General features: G+C 73.3%; 14 protein-coding genes. 11 read left to right on the top strand and 3 right to left on the bottom strand.

Features of this window, described 5'->3' with window-relative positions; translation table 11 throughout:
• Window positions 1-20 precede the first annotated feature (20 nt).
• From FHX46_RS19760 to FHX46_RS19725, 8 genes are all read left to right on the top strand, one after another.
• The gene (locus FHX46_RS19760; RefSeq protein WP_167117171.1) at window positions 21-1,442 is read left to right on the top strand and encodes an L-fucose/L-arabinose isomerase family protein; all 1,422 of its coding nucleotides are present in this window, start codon (window positions 21-23) and stop codon (window positions 1,440-1,442) included.
• Window positions 1,442-2,911, top strand: coding sequence for a rhamnulokinase (locus FHX46_RS19755; RefSeq protein WP_208400210.1), 1,470 nt, complete (start codon window positions 1,442-1,444; stop codon window positions 2,909-2,911). The genes FHX46_RS19760 and FHX46_RS19755 overlap by 1 nt, the downstream gene beginning before the upstream one ends.
• Window positions 2,908-3,642, top strand: a complete 735-nt coding sequence (locus FHX46_RS19750; protein WP_167117168.1) for a (Fe-S)-binding protein — start codon at window positions 2,908-2,910, stop codon at window positions 3,640-3,642. The genes FHX46_RS19755 and FHX46_RS19750 overlap by 4 nt, the downstream gene beginning before the upstream one ends.
• On the top strand, window positions 3,639-5,102 hold the full coding sequence (locus FHX46_RS19745) for a lactate utilization protein B (protein WP_167117165.1): 1,464 nt from the start codon (window positions 3,639-3,641) through the stop codon (window positions 5,100-5,102). Before FHX46_RS19750 ends, FHX46_RS19745 begins: the two co-directional genes overlap by 4 nt.
• A complete protein-coding gene (locus FHX46_RS19740; RefSeq protein ID WP_167117162.1) occupies window positions 5,099-5,695 on the top strand; it encodes a LutC/YkgG family protein in 597 nt (198 codons plus the stop codon). The genes FHX46_RS19745 and FHX46_RS19740 overlap by 4 nt, the downstream gene beginning before the upstream one ends.
• 442 nt (window positions 5,696-6,137) lie before the next feature.
• Window positions 6,138-6,932, top strand: coding sequence for an SDR family NAD(P)-dependent oxidoreductase (locus tag FHX46_RS19735; RefSeq protein WP_167117159.1), 795 nt, complete (start codon window positions 6,138-6,140; stop codon window positions 6,930-6,932).
• A gap of 15 nt (window positions 6,933-6,947) precedes the next feature.
• Window positions 6,948-8,246 carry an NAD(P)/FAD-dependent oxidoreductase gene (locus tag FHX46_RS19730; protein ID WP_167117156.1) on the top strand — a complete coding sequence of 433 codons (1,299 nt, stop codon included), beginning with the start codon at window positions 6,948-6,950 and terminating at the stop codon, window positions 8,244-8,246.
• Window positions 8,247-8,603: 357 nt separating this feature from the next.
• Window positions 8,604-8,978 carry a VOC family protein gene (locus FHX46_RS19725; RefSeq protein ID WP_167117153.1) on the top strand — a complete coding sequence of 125 codons (375 nt, stop codon included), beginning with the start codon at window positions 8,604-8,606 and terminating at the stop codon, window positions 8,976-8,978.
• Here the strand turns inward: FHX46_RS19725 and FHX46_RS19720 are convergent.
• The gene (locus FHX46_RS19720) at window positions 8,969-9,862 is read right to left on the bottom strand and encodes an NAD-dependent protein deacetylase (RefSeq protein ID WP_167117151.1); all 894 of its coding nucleotides are present in this window, start codon (window positions 9,860-9,862) and stop codon (window positions 8,969-8,971) included. The genes FHX46_RS19725 and FHX46_RS19720 overlap by 10 nt on opposite strands.
• Window positions 9,863-9,927: 65 nt before the next feature.
• Between FHX46_RS19720 and FHX46_RS19715 the strand changes: the two genes are divergently transcribed.
• A complete protein-coding gene (locus FHX46_RS19715) occupies window positions 9,928-10,434 on the top strand; it encodes a DinB family protein (protein ID WP_313886197.1) in 507 nt (168 codons plus the stop codon).
• On the opposite strand, the gene FHX46_RS19710 is transcribed toward FHX46_RS19715, so the two are convergent.
• Window positions 10,416-10,793, bottom strand: a complete 378-nt coding sequence (locus tag FHX46_RS19710; RefSeq protein ID WP_167097644.1) for a MerR family transcriptional regulator — start codon at window positions 10,791-10,793, stop codon at window positions 10,416-10,418. The two genes, FHX46_RS19715 and FHX46_RS19710, sit on opposite strands and share 19 nt — an antisense overlap.
• Window positions 10,794-10,853: 60 nt before the next feature.
• Between FHX46_RS19710 and FHX46_RS19705 the strand changes: the two genes are divergently transcribed.
• Window positions 10,854-12,026 carry an MFS transporter gene (locus tag FHX46_RS19705; protein ID WP_167117148.1) on the top strand — a complete coding sequence of 391 codons (1,173 nt, stop codon included), beginning with the start codon at window positions 10,854-10,856 and terminating at the stop codon, window positions 12,024-12,026.
• 225 nt (window positions 12,027-12,251) lie between these two features.
• Here FHX46_RS19705 and mftD read toward each other — a convergent pair whose 3' ends face one another.
• Window positions 12,252-13,433, bottom strand: coding sequence for a pre-mycofactocin synthase MftD (mftD, locus tag FHX46_RS19700; protein WP_167117145.1), 1,182 nt, complete (start codon window positions 13,431-13,433; stop codon window positions 12,252-12,254).
• A gap of 149 nt (window positions 13,434-13,582) precedes the next feature.
• Here mftD and FHX46_RS19695 point away from each other — a divergent pair, with 149 nt between their 5' ends.
• Window positions 13,583-13,945 (top strand): STAS domain-containing protein, encoded by a 363-nt coding sequence (locus tag FHX46_RS19695; protein ID WP_313886196.1) that lies wholly within the window; start codon window positions 13,583-13,585, stop codon window positions 13,943-13,945.
• Window positions 13,946-13,950: the final 5 nt, after the last annotated feature.

Below are 13,950 nucleotides of genomic sequence, written 5' to 3'. Positions count from 1 at the left end.
GCGGGAAAGGACTGGGACACATGACCCTGGAGCGGATCACGCCGCGGCGCACCCGCGTCGGCCTCGTCGCCGGTGGCCTCGGCGCGTACTGGCCGCAGTTCCCCCAGCTGTTGCCGCAGTTGCAGGCGTCGGCACGGCGCGTGGCCGAGCGTCTGTCCGGTTTGGACTGCGAGGTGGTGGACGCCGGATTCGTGTCGGACGCTCGGGAGGGCGCGGCCGCGGCGGAGGAGCTGCGGGTCGCCGACTGCGACGTGATCATCGGCTTCCTCACCACGTACCTCACGTCCAGCATTCTGGTGCCGGTCGCGCAGCGCAGCGGCGCACCCGTGCTGCTGCTCAACCTGCAGCCGACCGAGGCGATGGACCACGCGACCTTCGACACCGGCGCGTGGCTGGCCTACTGCGGCGCCTGCCCGCTGCCGGAGATGGCCAACGCCTTCCGCCGCGCCGGCGTCGAGTTCCGGTCGGTGTCCGGGTACCTGGAGGACGAGCGGGCGTGGACCCGCATCGAGCGGTGGATCGCCGCGGCCGGGGTGCGTGCGGCGCTGCGGCACGGGCGGCACGGCCTGCTCGGCCACCTCTACCCGGGCATGATGGACGTCGCCACCGACCCGACCCTGGTGTCCGCGCAGCTCGGCGGGCACGTGGAGATCCTGGAGATCGACGACCTGCGGGTGCGGGTGGAGCAGGTCACCGACGCCGAAACCCGCGCGCGGATGGACCTGGCGCGGGAGATCTTCGACGTGGACGACTCGGTCGTCGAGGACGACTTCGCCTGGGGCGCGAAGGTGTCGGTGGCGCTGGACCGGCTCGTCGAGGACTTCGCGCTGGACTCCCTGGCCTACTACCACCGCGGGCTGGACGGCGAGACCCACGAGCGCGTCGGCGCCGGGTTCATCCTCGGCGCGTCGCTGCTCACCGCGCGCGGCATCCCGGCGGCGGGCGAGTACGAGCTGCGCAACTCCCTGGCGATGCTGATCATGGACCGGCTCGGTGCGGGTGGCTCGTTCACCGAGCTGCAGGCGCTCAACTTCCGGGACAACGTGGTCGAAATGGGTCACGACGGCCCGGCGCACCTGGCGATCAGCGCCCGCAAGCCGTTGCTGCGCGGCCTGGGCGTCTACCACGGCAAGCGCGGCTGGGGCGTGTCGGTCGAGTTCGACGTCCGGCACGGCCCGGTCACCCTGCTCGGCCTCGGGCAGGACCGGGACGGCACGTTCTCGCTGGTCGCGTCCGAGGGTGCGGTCGTGCCCGGCCCGCTGCTGGAGATCGGCAACACCACCTCCCGGGTGGACTTCGGGTGCGACCCGGGGGAGTGGACCGACGCCTGGTCGGGCACCGGCGTCGACCACCACTGGGCGCTGGGCGTCGGGCACCGGGTGCCGGAGCTGACGGCGGTGGCCGACCTGCTCGGCCTCGAGCTGCGCGTGGTGCGGGTGTGATGCGGCTGGCGGCTGCCGACCTGGGGGCCTCCAGCGGGCGGGTCATGGCCGGCACGGTCGGCCCCGGGGTGCTGTCGGTGGCGGAGGTGCACCGGTTTCCCAACGGCGGCGTCCGGGTCGCTCGCGCCGGGGGCTCGACCCTGCACTGGGACGTCCTCGGCCTGTACCGGGAGGTGCTGACCGGCATCCGGGCCGCGCATCGGGACGGTGAACTGGCCGGTATCGGCATAGACTCCTGGGCTGTGGACTACGGGTTGCTCGACGCCTCGGGCGCGCTGCTGGGCAACCCCGTGAACTACCGCGACTCCCGTACCGCGGGCATTCCCGAGCGGGTGCTGGAGACCGTCCCGGCACGCGAGCTGTTCGGCATCACCGGTTTGCAGCAGCTGCCGTTCAACACGCTGTACCAGCTGCTGGCCGAGCACGACCTGCGATCCGCCGAGACGATGCTGCTGATCCCGGACCTGCTGAACTACTGGCTGACCGGGGCGCGCGGGGCCGAGCGCACCAACGCCTCCACCACCCAGCTCTACGACGTGCGGTCGCGGGACTGGGCGACCGGGCTGGCCGAGCGGCTCGGCATCCCGCACCGGTTGCTGCCGCCGCTGCACGACCCCGGCACCGTGGTCGGCACGCTGCGGCCCGACCTGGCCGCCGAACTGGCGCTGCCGGAGCTGCCGGTGGTCGCGGTCGGCTCGCACGACACGGCGTCGGCCGTGGTGGGGGTGCCGGCCGAGCCGGGCACGAACTTCGCCTACATCTCCTCCGGCACCTGGTCGCTGGTCGGCCTGGAGCTGGAGGCCCCCGAGCTGGGCGATGCGGCGCGGGCCGCGAACTTCACCAACGAGGCCGGAGTCGACGGCACGATCCGGTTCCTGCGCAACGTGACGGGCCTGTGGGTGCTGTCGGAGTCGTTGCGCACGTGGCAGGCGCGGGGCACACCGGTGCCGCTGTCGGAGGTGCTGGCGCAGGCCGCCGGGGTGCCGGCGTTGTCCGCGGTCGTGGACATCGACGCGCCGGTGTTCTTACCGCCCGGGGACATGCCCGCGCGGATCCGGCAGGTGTGCGCGGACACCGGTCAGCGCGTGCCGGAGACGCCGGGGGAGATCGCCCGGTGCGTGCTCGACAGCCTCGCGCTCGCCTATCGCCGGACCGTGCGCCAGGCGTCCGAGCTGACCGGGCGGCCGGTCGACGTCGTGCACGTCGTCGGCGGCGGCGCACGTAACGAGCTGCTGTGCCAGCTGACCGCCGACGCCTGTGGCGTGCCGGTGCTGGCCGGGCCGGTCGAGGCCGCCGCGCTGGGCAACGTGCTCGTCCAGGCCCGGGCACTGGGCGCGGACCTGCCGGACCTGGCGGCGATGCGGGCCCTGATCCGGGCGACGCACGAACTGCGCCGCTACGAACCGGCCGGCGACGCGGCGGACTGGGCCGGGGCGGCGGCACGGATCGATCCGGGGGTGGTGGCATGAGGGTCGCCGTGCAGGTCACCTGCATCAACGACGCGATGTTCCCGGACACCGGCGAAGCGGTGTTCACGCTGTTGCGGCGGCTCGGGGTGGCGGCGGACTTCCCGGCGGCGCAGACCTGCTGCGCGCAGCCGATGGTCAACACCGGTTACCTCGACGAGGCCGTGCCGGTGGTCCGCAACTTCGTCGACGCCTTCGCCGGGTACGACGCGATCGTCACCCCGTCCGGTTCGTGCGCCGGGTCGGTGCGGCACCAGCACGCGATGGTCGCGCGGCGCAGCGGGGACGACCGGCTGGCCGAGGCGGTGGCGCAAACGTCGCCGAAGGTGTACGAGCTGACCGAGTTCCTGGTCGACGTGCTCGGTGTGACCGACGTGGGCGCCTACTTCCCGCACCGCGTCACCTACCACCCGACCTGCCACTCGCTGCGGATGCTCGGGGTCGGCGACCGGCCGCTGCGGCTGTTGCGCGCGGTGCGCGGGATCGACCTGGTGGAGCTGCCCGCCGCGAACGAGTGCTGCGGGTTCGGCGGCACGTTCGCGGTGAAGAACGCGGAAACCTCGACCGCGATGGGCGCGGACAAGGCGCGGCACGTGCTCGGCACCGGCGCCGAGGTGCTGGTCGCCGGGGACAACTCGTGCCTGCTGCACATCGGCGGGCTGCTGTCGCGGCAGCGCACCGGGGTGCGCGTGATGCACCTGGCCGAGGTTCTGGCCCGGACGGAGGACGCATGAGCGGGACTTTCGTGGGGATGCCGGCCTTCCCGGCCGCGGCGCGGGAGGCGTTGTCGGACGCCCAGCTGCGCCGCAACCTCGCGCACGCCACCAGCACGATCCGCGCGAAGCGGGCCGCGGTGGTCGGCGAGGTGGACGAGTGGGAGGAGCTGCGCCTGGCGGGCGCGGCGATCAAGGACAACGTGCTGCACCACCTCGACGAGCACCTGCTGCGGCTGGAGAGGTCGCTGACCGAGCGGGGCGCCACGGTGCACTGGGCGCGCGACGCGGCCGAGGCGTGCGAGATCGTCGCCTCGATCGCCCGGCAGCACGACGCCGACGAGGTCGTCAAGGTCAAGTCGATGGCGACGCAGGAGATCGGGCTCAACGAGGCACTCGCCGCGCACGGCATCACCGCGTGGGAGACCGACCTGGCCGAGCTGATCGTGCAGCTCGGCGACGACCTGCCGTCGCACATCCTGGTGCCGGCGATCCACCGCAACCGCGCGGAGATCCGGGAGATCTTCCGCGAGCGGATGGCCGCGGCCGGGCGTCCGGCGCCGGAGAACCTGTCCGACGTGCCGCGGGAACTGGCCGCGGCGGCGCGGCTGCACCTGCGGGAGAAGTTCCTCCGCGCGAAGGTGGCGGTGTCCGGGGCGAACTTCGCGATCGCCGAGACCGGGACGCTCGTCGTGGTCGAGTCCGAGGGCAACGGGCGGATGTGCCTGACGCTGCCCGAGGTGCTGGTGTCGGTGGTCGGGATCGAGAAGATCCTGCCTGCCTGGTCCGATCTGGACGTGTTCCTGCAACTGCTGCCGCGGTCGAGCACCGGGGAGCGGATGAACCCCTACACCTCGATGTGGTCGGGCGGCACCGAAGGCCAGGAGGCGCACGTGGTGCTGCTGGACAACGGCCGCACCCGCGCCCTGGCCGACGAGGTGGGGCGGCAGGCGCTGCGCTGCATCCGGTGCTCGGCCTGCCTGAACGTGTGCCCGGTCTACGAGCGCACCGGCGGGCACGCCTACGGCTCGGTGTACCCGGGCCCGATCGGGGCGATCCTGAACCCGCTGCTGCGCGGGGTCGGCGTGGACGAGCAGACCGACTCGCTGCCCTACGCCTCCAGCCTGTGCGGCGCGTGTTTCGAAGTGTGCCCGGTGCGCATCGACATCCCGGAGGTGCTCGTGCACCTGCGGTCCCAAGTGGTCGATGCGCACCGCGCGGGCCCGCCGAAGGGTGAGGCGGTCGCGATGAAGTCGGCGGCCTGGGTGCTGTCCGGCGCGCGTCGCCTGAGCTGGGCCGAGCGCGGTATGGGCGTGGCCGGGCGGGTGCTGAACCGCCTGGGCCGCAAGGTGATGCCGGGTGGGCGCCGTGCCCTGGGCCGGCTGCCGTGGCCGGGTTCGCTGTGGAGCAACGCGCGGGACGTGCCGGCGCCACCGGCGGAGTCGTTCCGCGCCCGGTGGCGGCGGGAGGGCCGGCGATGAGCGCGCGCGAGGAGATCCTCGGCCGGGTGCGGTCCGCGCTGGCTTCGGCCGACCGCACCGAATCGCCGGTTCCCCGGGACTACCGCACCGCGGTGCCGCCCGGGGACATCGTGGCGCTGTTCGCCGAGCGGCTGGTGGACTACCGGGCCGAGCTGACCCGCTGCACCCCGGACTCGGTGCCGGCGGCCCTGGCGGCCGCGCTGGGCCCGGCGTCGGCGGTGCTGGTGCCGGACGGGTTCCCGTGGCAGGTGCCGGGTGCGGTGGCCGACACCGGGCAGACACCGGTCGAGCTGGACCGGCTGGACGCCGTGGTGACGCTGGCGGCACTGGCGATCGCCACCACCGGCACGATCGTGCTGGACCACGGGCCCGGCCAGGGGCGGCGGGCGGTGAGCCTGGTGCCCGACCTGCACGTGTGCGTGCTGCGCACCGACCAGATCGTGCCCGGCGTGCCGCAGGCCGTGGCCGCGTTGTCGCCGGACCGCCCGCAGACCTGGATCAGCGGCCCCAGCGCGACGAGCGACATCGAGCTGGACCGCGTCGAGGGCGTGCACGGGCCGCGGACGCTGCACGTGCTGCTGGTGTCGCCCTGACGCCGGCGCGGCGGCCCGCCGCGGTGCCGCGAACCCCGGCCTGCTGGAACTGCGCGCCGGCGTAACGGCGCCGGACGACCCCGGGCGCCGCGCTCGACCCGCCGGGTCGGACACGTCACCCGGTGCGGTGAACACGCCGCCCGGGCGGCCAACCCACTGCACGCGACGGTGAACACGCTGCCCCCAGCGGTGAACACACGGCCGGGGGCGGCGAACACGACGACCGGAGCGGCGAACACGGCGACGGGAGTGGTGAACACGGCGACGGGAGTGGCGAACACGCTGCCCCGAGCGGTGAACACGGCGACCGGAGTGGTGAACACGGCGTACCGGGGTGAGCGGATCCGCCGGCTCGGCGGGCCGGATGCGTGCCCGACTGGGCGGCGGTGACCCTGCGACGCTGCGCGAGCGCCCCTACCATCGCGGAGGTAGGGGGTGACCGATGCAGCTCGACCTCACCGGGAAAACGGCCCTGGTCACCGGTTCCACGCAGGGGATCGGTGCGGCGATCGCGCTCGGGCTGGCGCGGGCGGGGGCGCGGGTCGCCGTCAACGGCCGCCGCGCCGACACGGTGGCGAAGGCCGTCGAGCAGCTCACGGCCGAGGTGCCGGATGCGCAGGTGGTGCCGGTGGTCGCGGACATCGTGAGCGAGCAGGGCGGGCGCGAAGTGGTGGAGCAGCTGCCGCGCACCGACATCCTGGTCAACAACCTGGGGGTGTTCGGCGCCGCGGACCCGTTGGAGATCAGCGACGACGAGTGGCGCCGGTACTTCGAAGTGAACGTGCTCGCCGCGGTCCGGCTGACGCGCGCCTACCTGCCGCGCATGACCGAGCAGGGCTGGGGCCGCATCCAGTACATCGCGAGCGATTCGGCGATCGTCATCCCCGCCGAGATGATCCACTACGGCATGTCGAAAACGGCTCTGCTGGGCGTCTCCCGCGGGTTCGCCAAGGCCGCGGCAGGCACCGGCGTGACCGTGAACGCGGTGATCGCCGGGCCCACGCACACCGGCGGCGTCGAGGACTTCGTCTACGAACTGGTCGACCGCGGCCTGCCCTGGGACGAGGCGCAGCGGGAGTTCATGCGCACGCACCGGCCGCAGTCGCTGCTGCAGCGCCTGATCGAGCCGGAGGAGATCGCGAACATGGTCGTCTACCTCAGCTCGCCGCAGGCGTCGGCGACCACGGGCGCCGCGGTGCGGGTGGACGGCGGATACGTGGATTCGATCGTGCCCTGACCCCGGGGAGGCGTCATGTCCGAACGCACCCGCATCGTGATCGTCGGCGGCGGGTTCGCCGGGTTCTCCGCGGCCCGGGCGCTGCTCAAGACGCTCCCGCCGGACTCCGGCGCGGAGATCGTGCTGGTCAACCGGACCGACTACTTCCTGTACCTGCCGCTGCTGCCCGAGGTGTCTGCCGCGGTGATCGACCCGCGGCGTGTCACGGTATCGCTGCCCGCGGCGCTGCCCGGGGTCCGTCTCGCCCTCGGCGAGGTGACCGCGCTGATGCTGGACGAACGCAAGCTGACGTACGTGGACCCCGAGGGCACCTCCCGGGCGCTCGACTACGACCGGCTGATCGTCGCGGTCGGCAGCGTCAACAAGCTGCTGCCCATCCCGGGCATCGCGGAGCACGCGCACGGGTTCCGCAGCGTGCCGGAGGCGCTGTACCTGCGCGATCACGTGATCCGCCAGGTCGAGCTGGCGGCGGCCGCGGACGACCCGGTCGAGCGGGACGCGCGCTGCACCTTCGTCGTGGTCGGCGCCGGGTACACCGGCACCGAGGTGGCTGCGCAGGGCCCGCTGTTCACCGCCGCGATCGCCCGGCACCACCGGGAGCTGGCGGGACAGCGCATGCGCTGGTTGTTGCTCGACCTGGCGCCGAAGGTGCTGCCCGAACTCGACCGGCGGCTGTCGCGCGCCGCTGACCGCGTGCTCCGGCGCCGCGGTGTCGAGATCATGACCGGGACGTCGGTCAAGGAGGCGGCGACCGGGGGTGTGCTGCTGACGACCGGTGAGTTCGTGCCGTCCCGGACCCTGGTGTGGTGCGTCGGCGTGCGTCCCGACCCGCTGGTGGAGTCCGCGGGGGTGGCCACCCAGCGCGGGCGGCTGTGCGTCGAGCCCACCCTGGTCGTGCCGGGCCACTCCGAGGTGTTCGCCTGCGGGGACGCCGCGGCCGTGCCGGACCTGACCCGGCCCGGCGAGGTGACGGCGATGACGGCCCAGCACGCCACGCGCCAGGGCACGCTGGCCGGGCACAACCTGGCGGCCACGCTCGGGCACGGTGAGATGCGCGAGTACCGGCACCACGATCTGGGGTTCGTGGTCGACCTCGGCGGCGCGCAGGCCGCGGCCAATCCGTTGCACATCCCGATGTCGGGCCTGCCGGCGAAGGCCGTGACCCGGGGGTACCACCTGATGGCGATGCCGGGGAACCGGGTGCGCACGGCGGTGGACTGGGCCCTGGACGCGACGCTCGGTCGCCAGACGGTGCAGCTGGGCCTGGTGCGCTCGGCCGCGGTGCCGCTGGAAACGGCGCCCCGACAGTCCTAAGCGGACCCGTGTTCGCCGCTCCGGGCGTCGTGTTCGCCGCTCCGCGCGCTGTGTTCGCCGCCCCGCGCGTCGTGTTCGCCGCTCCGGATGGCGTGTTCGCCGCTCCGCGCGTCGTGTTTGCCGCCCCGCGCGTCGTGTTTGCCGCTCCGGGCGTCGTGTTTGCCACCCCCGGACCGCGGTAGCGCATCCTCGTTGCGCCGCTCGCTCGTCGATGCCTAGACTGGGCCCGTGATCACCGGGACGGCCGCGCGCCACACACGGGAAGGCGACCCGGTGGCGGGCTGATCGCGACGCGTGGACCGCCGGGAGCGGAGTGCTCCCAGCCCCCCGTCCACACCATCGTCCGCGAGGAAATCCATGACCGTCACCTTCAACCACACCATCATCGCCAGCAAGGACCGGCACGCGTCGGCGCGCTTCTTCCGGGAGCTGTTCGAACTCCCGGAGGCCCCGTCGTGGGGGCCGTTCGTCAACGTCCTGCTCGACGAAGGCGTGATCCTCCAGTTCGCCGAACCGCCGGTGGACATCCAGATGCAGCACTACGCCTTCCTGGTCGACGACGACCTGTTCGACCGCGCCTACGGCCGCCTCGTCGAGCAGGGCATCGAGCACTGGGCCGACCCGCAGATGCGGCGGCCCGGTGAGACCAACACCGAACACGGCGGGCGGGGCGTCTACTTCAAGGACCCCGCCGGGCACGCGATCGAGATCATCACCCGGCCCTACCTGTAGCGCGACGGGCGGGCGCCGAGCCGGTCCACCAGTGCCGTGAGCGCCCGCCCCAGCGGCAGGTCGACACGGACGGCGGCGTACTTGTCGCCGCGGGTCGGCCCCTGGTTCACGATCGCGACGGGTGTGCCGGCTTCGGCGGCGCGGCGGACGAACCGCAGGCCCGACATGACGGTCAGGGACGAGCCGAGCACCAGCAGCGCGGACGCCGTGTCCACCAGGCGGTAGCAACGGTCCACACGGGACGGTTCGACGTTCTCCCCGAAGAACACCACGTCCGGCTTCAGCACGCCCCCGCACCGCAGGCACGGCACCACCCGGAAACCGTGCACGGCCGTCTCCGGCAGCTCGACGTCCCCGTCCGGGTTGATCCGGCCGGCGGTCGCGGTGAAATCCGGGTTCGCCTCGTGCAGGCGGCGGTCCAGCTCCTCCCGGGGCGACCGCGCGCCGCAGGACAGGCACACCACGCGGTCGAGGCTGCCGTGCAGCTCGACCACGTCCGGAGTTCCGCCCGCCTGGTGCAGGCCGTCCACGTTCTGCGTGATCACGCCCGCGACCAGCCCCGCGGCCTGCAGCGCCGCCACCGCGCGGTGCCCCTCGTTGGGGCGTGCCCGCGCGATGGTGCGCCAGCCGAGGTGGCTGCGCGCCCAGTACCGGCGCCGGGCGTGCTCGGCGGCGACGAACTCCTGGTAGGTCATCGGCGTGTGCCGGCGCAGACTGCCGGTCGCGCCGCGGTAATCCGGGATCCCCGATTCGGTGGACAACCCGGCGCCGCTGAGCACGACGACCCCGCCCGCCCCGGTGAGGCGGACCACGTCGTCCAGGCTGGTGGTGCGTGGCAGTGGCTCGCCCGCCGGCGTCCAGCTCAGGGTCGGTCGTGTCCGCACCCCCGCGAGTGTACGTGCGGAAAATCCCGTTGGCGGCCCGCGCGTCCACCGGCATGATCGGCCGGGTGTCCCTCCTGCGCTGGCAATTCGACCTCACCTGGTCGCTCGCCGACCTGCACCTGAACCTGCTCACGCCCGAGGACTTCCGCTGGGAGCCCGGCCCGCTGACCTGGCACGTGCGGCGGGCCGGGGACACCTGGACCATCGACTGGGCGGACACCGAACCCGACCCGGTGCCGGTGCCGACCATGGCGTGGCTCACCTGGCACGTCGGCTGGTGGTGGACCGCCGTCCTGGACCACGCGCACGGCCGGCCACCCCGCGAGCGTGAGGCGGTCGGCTGGCCCGGCGACGAGCACGCCGGGGCCTGGTTGCGCGAGCTCGCCGCCGAGTGGGCGGGCGTCCTCGGCGCACTGTCCGATCCGGACGCTCCAGCCGCGTACCCGTGGCCCGCGGACGCCGGGCTCACGGTGGCCCACCAGGCCGCCTGGGTCAACGCGGAACTGATGAAGAACGCCGCCGAGATCGGGCAGTTGCGCCTGTTGCGCGCCGCTCAGGCCACGTCCGGCTGAGCGCCCTGGCGCACGATGTCGAGGTATTCGGCGATCGCATCCCGGTTGCGGGTCAGGCAGTCGATCCGCCGGGTCATCCGGTCGAGCTCGCACTCCAGCGTCGCCAGCATCTCCGGCGTGGCGTCCGGGAAGTAGATCGTGCGGGGCTTGTTCAGGCACGGCAGGATCTGTTTGATGATGCGGGTGGGCAGGCCCGCGTCGAGGAGGCCGCGGATCTGCAGGACCCGGTCGACGTTGTACTCCTCGTAGTCGCGGTAGCCGTTCGGCAACCGGCGGGAGACGATCAGGCCCTGCTCCTCGTAGTAGCGCAGCAGGCGCCGGGGCGTCTCGGTGCGCTCCGACAACTCACCGATGCGCATGTGCTCCTCCTCACTGCCGGTTGACCTTCACATCGATGTGACGGTTTGAGCATAGCTGGCGTGATCGAAGTACCGACGCGGAACTCTCTTCCGCTGCTCCCGTTGCTGGCCCTGACCACGGCCGCCTTCATCACCGTCCTCACCGAGGCCCTGCCCGCGGGTGTGCTGCCCGCGATGAGCGCCGACCTGGGTGTCGGCGAATCGGCGATGGGACAGGCGGTCACCATCTACGCGATCGGCACCGCGCTCGCGGCGATCCCGCTCTCGGCGGCGACCGCGGGCTGGCGCCGCAAACGCCTGCTGCTCGCCGGCGTCGCCGGGTTCGCCGTCGCCAACACCATCACCGCCGTCTCCGGCGTGTACGCGCTGACCATGGTCGGCCGGTTCGCCGCCGGCGTGGCCGCGGGCGTCGTGTGGGCGCTGCTGGCCGGATACGCGCGCCGGATGGCGCCCGAGACGCTGCAGGGCAAGGCGATCGCGGTCGTCATGGCCGGCATCCCGCTCGCGCTGTCGCTGGGCGTGCCGGCGGGCACCTTCCTCGGCGAGCTGGCCGGGTGGCGGGTGACCTTCGGCGTGATGTCCGCGATCGCCGTCGTGCTCATCGCCTGGATCGTCGCGACCGTGCCCGACCACCCGGGGCAGCGTGACGGCGGCCGGATCCCGGTGCGCCGCGCGGTGACCGTTCCCGGTGTGGCCGCGGTCCTGGCCGTCACGCTGCTGTTCGTGCTGGCTCACAACATCCTCTACACCTACCTGGCCACGTTCCTGCAGCGCGCCGGGCTGGGTGCCCGGGTCGACGCGGTGCTGCTCGTGTTCGGGATCGCGTCCGTGCTGAGCATCGTGTTCATCGGGGCCCGGATCGACCGGGAGCTGCGGGCGCTGACCCTCGGCGCGACGGTGCTGGTCGGCGTGGCCGCGGCGATCCTCGCGGTGCAGGCCGGCAACGCGCTGCTGGTCTACGTCGCGGTGGCGTTGTGGGGGCTGGGCTGGGGCGGGGTGCCGACGCTGCTGCAGACCGCCGCCGGCAACGCGGGCGGCGAGGCGGCCGACACCGCCCAGGCCGCGCTGGTGACGTTGTGGAACGCCGCGATGGCCGGCGGTGGTGTGGTGGGCGGCGTCCTGCTCGACGCGTTCGGGCCGGGCGTGTTCCCGTGGAGCGTCCTGGTGCTCCTCGTGCCGGTGCTGGTCATCGTGGCCGGCGCGCGGCGGCACGGCTTCCCGGCCGGGTCGTGAACCCCTCGCCGACAGTGACCGGGACGGCGGCACGGTAGCCGCGGCCCCGGTCCTGCCGGTCAGCTCCACACCGCGCCGTCCGGCCCGCCCCGTGCGGAGCGCACCACACCGAGCAGGAGCGTCTCCGCCGGGCGTACCCGGCCCGGGACGCAGCGACCGCCCGGCCATGCAGGCTGGAAACCCCGGCGGCGGGCACGGCCCTGCGCGGCCCGCCGCCGGAGTGGCTCAGCTCCCCGGCACGCCGAGGGCGCGTTCGAAGCCCGGGGGGATCACGACGTCGTCGCGGGTGAGGTCGTGGATCGACGCCTTGCCCAGCCCCAGCAGGGCCGAGTCGATGCCGCCGCGCAGGATGTCCAGCACGTTCTCCACCCCGGCCTGACCGTTCGCGGCCAGCCCCCACAGGTACGCGCGCCCGATCAGCACGGCCTTCGCGCCCAGGGCGAGCGCCTTCACGACGTCACTGCCGCGGCGGATGCCACCGTCGAGCAGCACCTCGATGTCGCTGCCGACCGCCTCGGCGATCGCCGGCAGTGCGCGGATCGGGGCCGGTGTGCCGTCGAGGTTGTTGCCGCCGTGGTTGGAGACCGAGATCGCCGTGACCCCGGCGTCGGCGGCGCGTTTGGCGTCGTCCACCCGCATGACGCCCTTGAGCAGGAACGGCCCGTCCCACTGCTCGCGCAGCCACGCGACGTCCTCCCAGGTGGGCAGGGCGGTCTGCATCCACTCGCCGTAGGCGCCGAAGAACGTGGGGGCGGTGCCGCCGGGCGGCGCGAGGTTCGGGGTGGTCAGGTCGGGCAGCCGGCGCGTCCTGGCGAACTCCCACAACCACTTCGGCCGGGTGATGCCCTCCGGGGCGAACCGCACCATCGCCTTGAGGTCCAGTTTCTCCGGGATGACCGGGCTGCCCCAGTCGCGGCCGTGGGAGAACGACCAGTCCAGCGTCATGATCAGCCCGACCGCCCCGGCGGCGCGGGCGCGCTCCATGCGCTGCACCAGCACGTCGCGGCTGCCCACCCAGTACATCTGGAAGAAGGTCTGCGGGTTGGCCGCCGCCACCTCCTCGATCGGCTTGCTGGCGAACGAGCTCAGGCTCATCGCGGTGCCGCGTGCGGCGGCCGCCCTGGCCACCGCCACCTCGCCCTCGGGGTGCACGGCCTGCACCCCGGTGGGGGAGATGATCACCGGCAGCGCGATCGGCTGGCCCAGCACGGTGGTGCTCAGCTCGCGCTTGTCGGACAGGCCCGCGACGTGCGGGGCGAAGCCGAGTTCGGCGAAGGCCGCGACGTTGTCGTCGAGCGTGATCCCGCGCTCGGACCCGGCGATCAGCGCGCCGTAGACCGACTTCGGCAGGCGTTTCCTGGCCCGCCGCTGCGCCTCGGCCACCGTCTCGAACCAACCGTTGGACATCGTCGTCTCTCCTGGGTCGCTCCGCCTCGCCGGCGAGGCACGCCATTTTGGCACTTGATGCCATATTAGGCCACAGTGCGTCGCGGGGCGCAAGAGCGGATCCCCGGCCGGTGGGCTTTCCGCCCGTAGCCCGGCCACGGTTAGATCTGGTGGTGCCGTCCTTCGAGCCGAACGAGCCGGTCGCCCAGGTGGACGTGGCGGTGGAGCACCTTCCGGCGGCGACGGTGGTGCGGGTCGCCGGCGAGCTGGACCATCTGACCGCGCCGGCGTTCGAGGCCGCCGCCCTGCCCGCCGCACGTCAGTGCGCCGGCCGGCTGGTGATCGACCTCAGCGCCGTGAGTTTCCTGGCGTCGGCCGGGATCGCGGTCGTGCTGGCGGCGGGAGCCGCGGCGCCGGGGCGGGTGCGTGTGGTGGTCGGCTCCGGCTTCACCCGGCGTCCGCTGGAACTCACCGGAGCCGGGGAGATCGTCCACCTGTGCACCACCCGGGAGGAGGCACTGGCCGCGGACTGACTCCC

Origin of the sequence: Amycolatopsis viridis (assembly GCF_011758765.1) — a bacterium.
Taxonomy (GTDB): Bacteria; Actinomycetota; Actinomycetes; order Mycobacteriales; family Pseudonocardiaceae; genus Amycolatopsis_E; species Amycolatopsis_E viridis.
The sequence above is the reverse complement of the archived record's forward strand: the minus strand, read 5'-3'. Positions and strand labels throughout refer to the sequence as shown.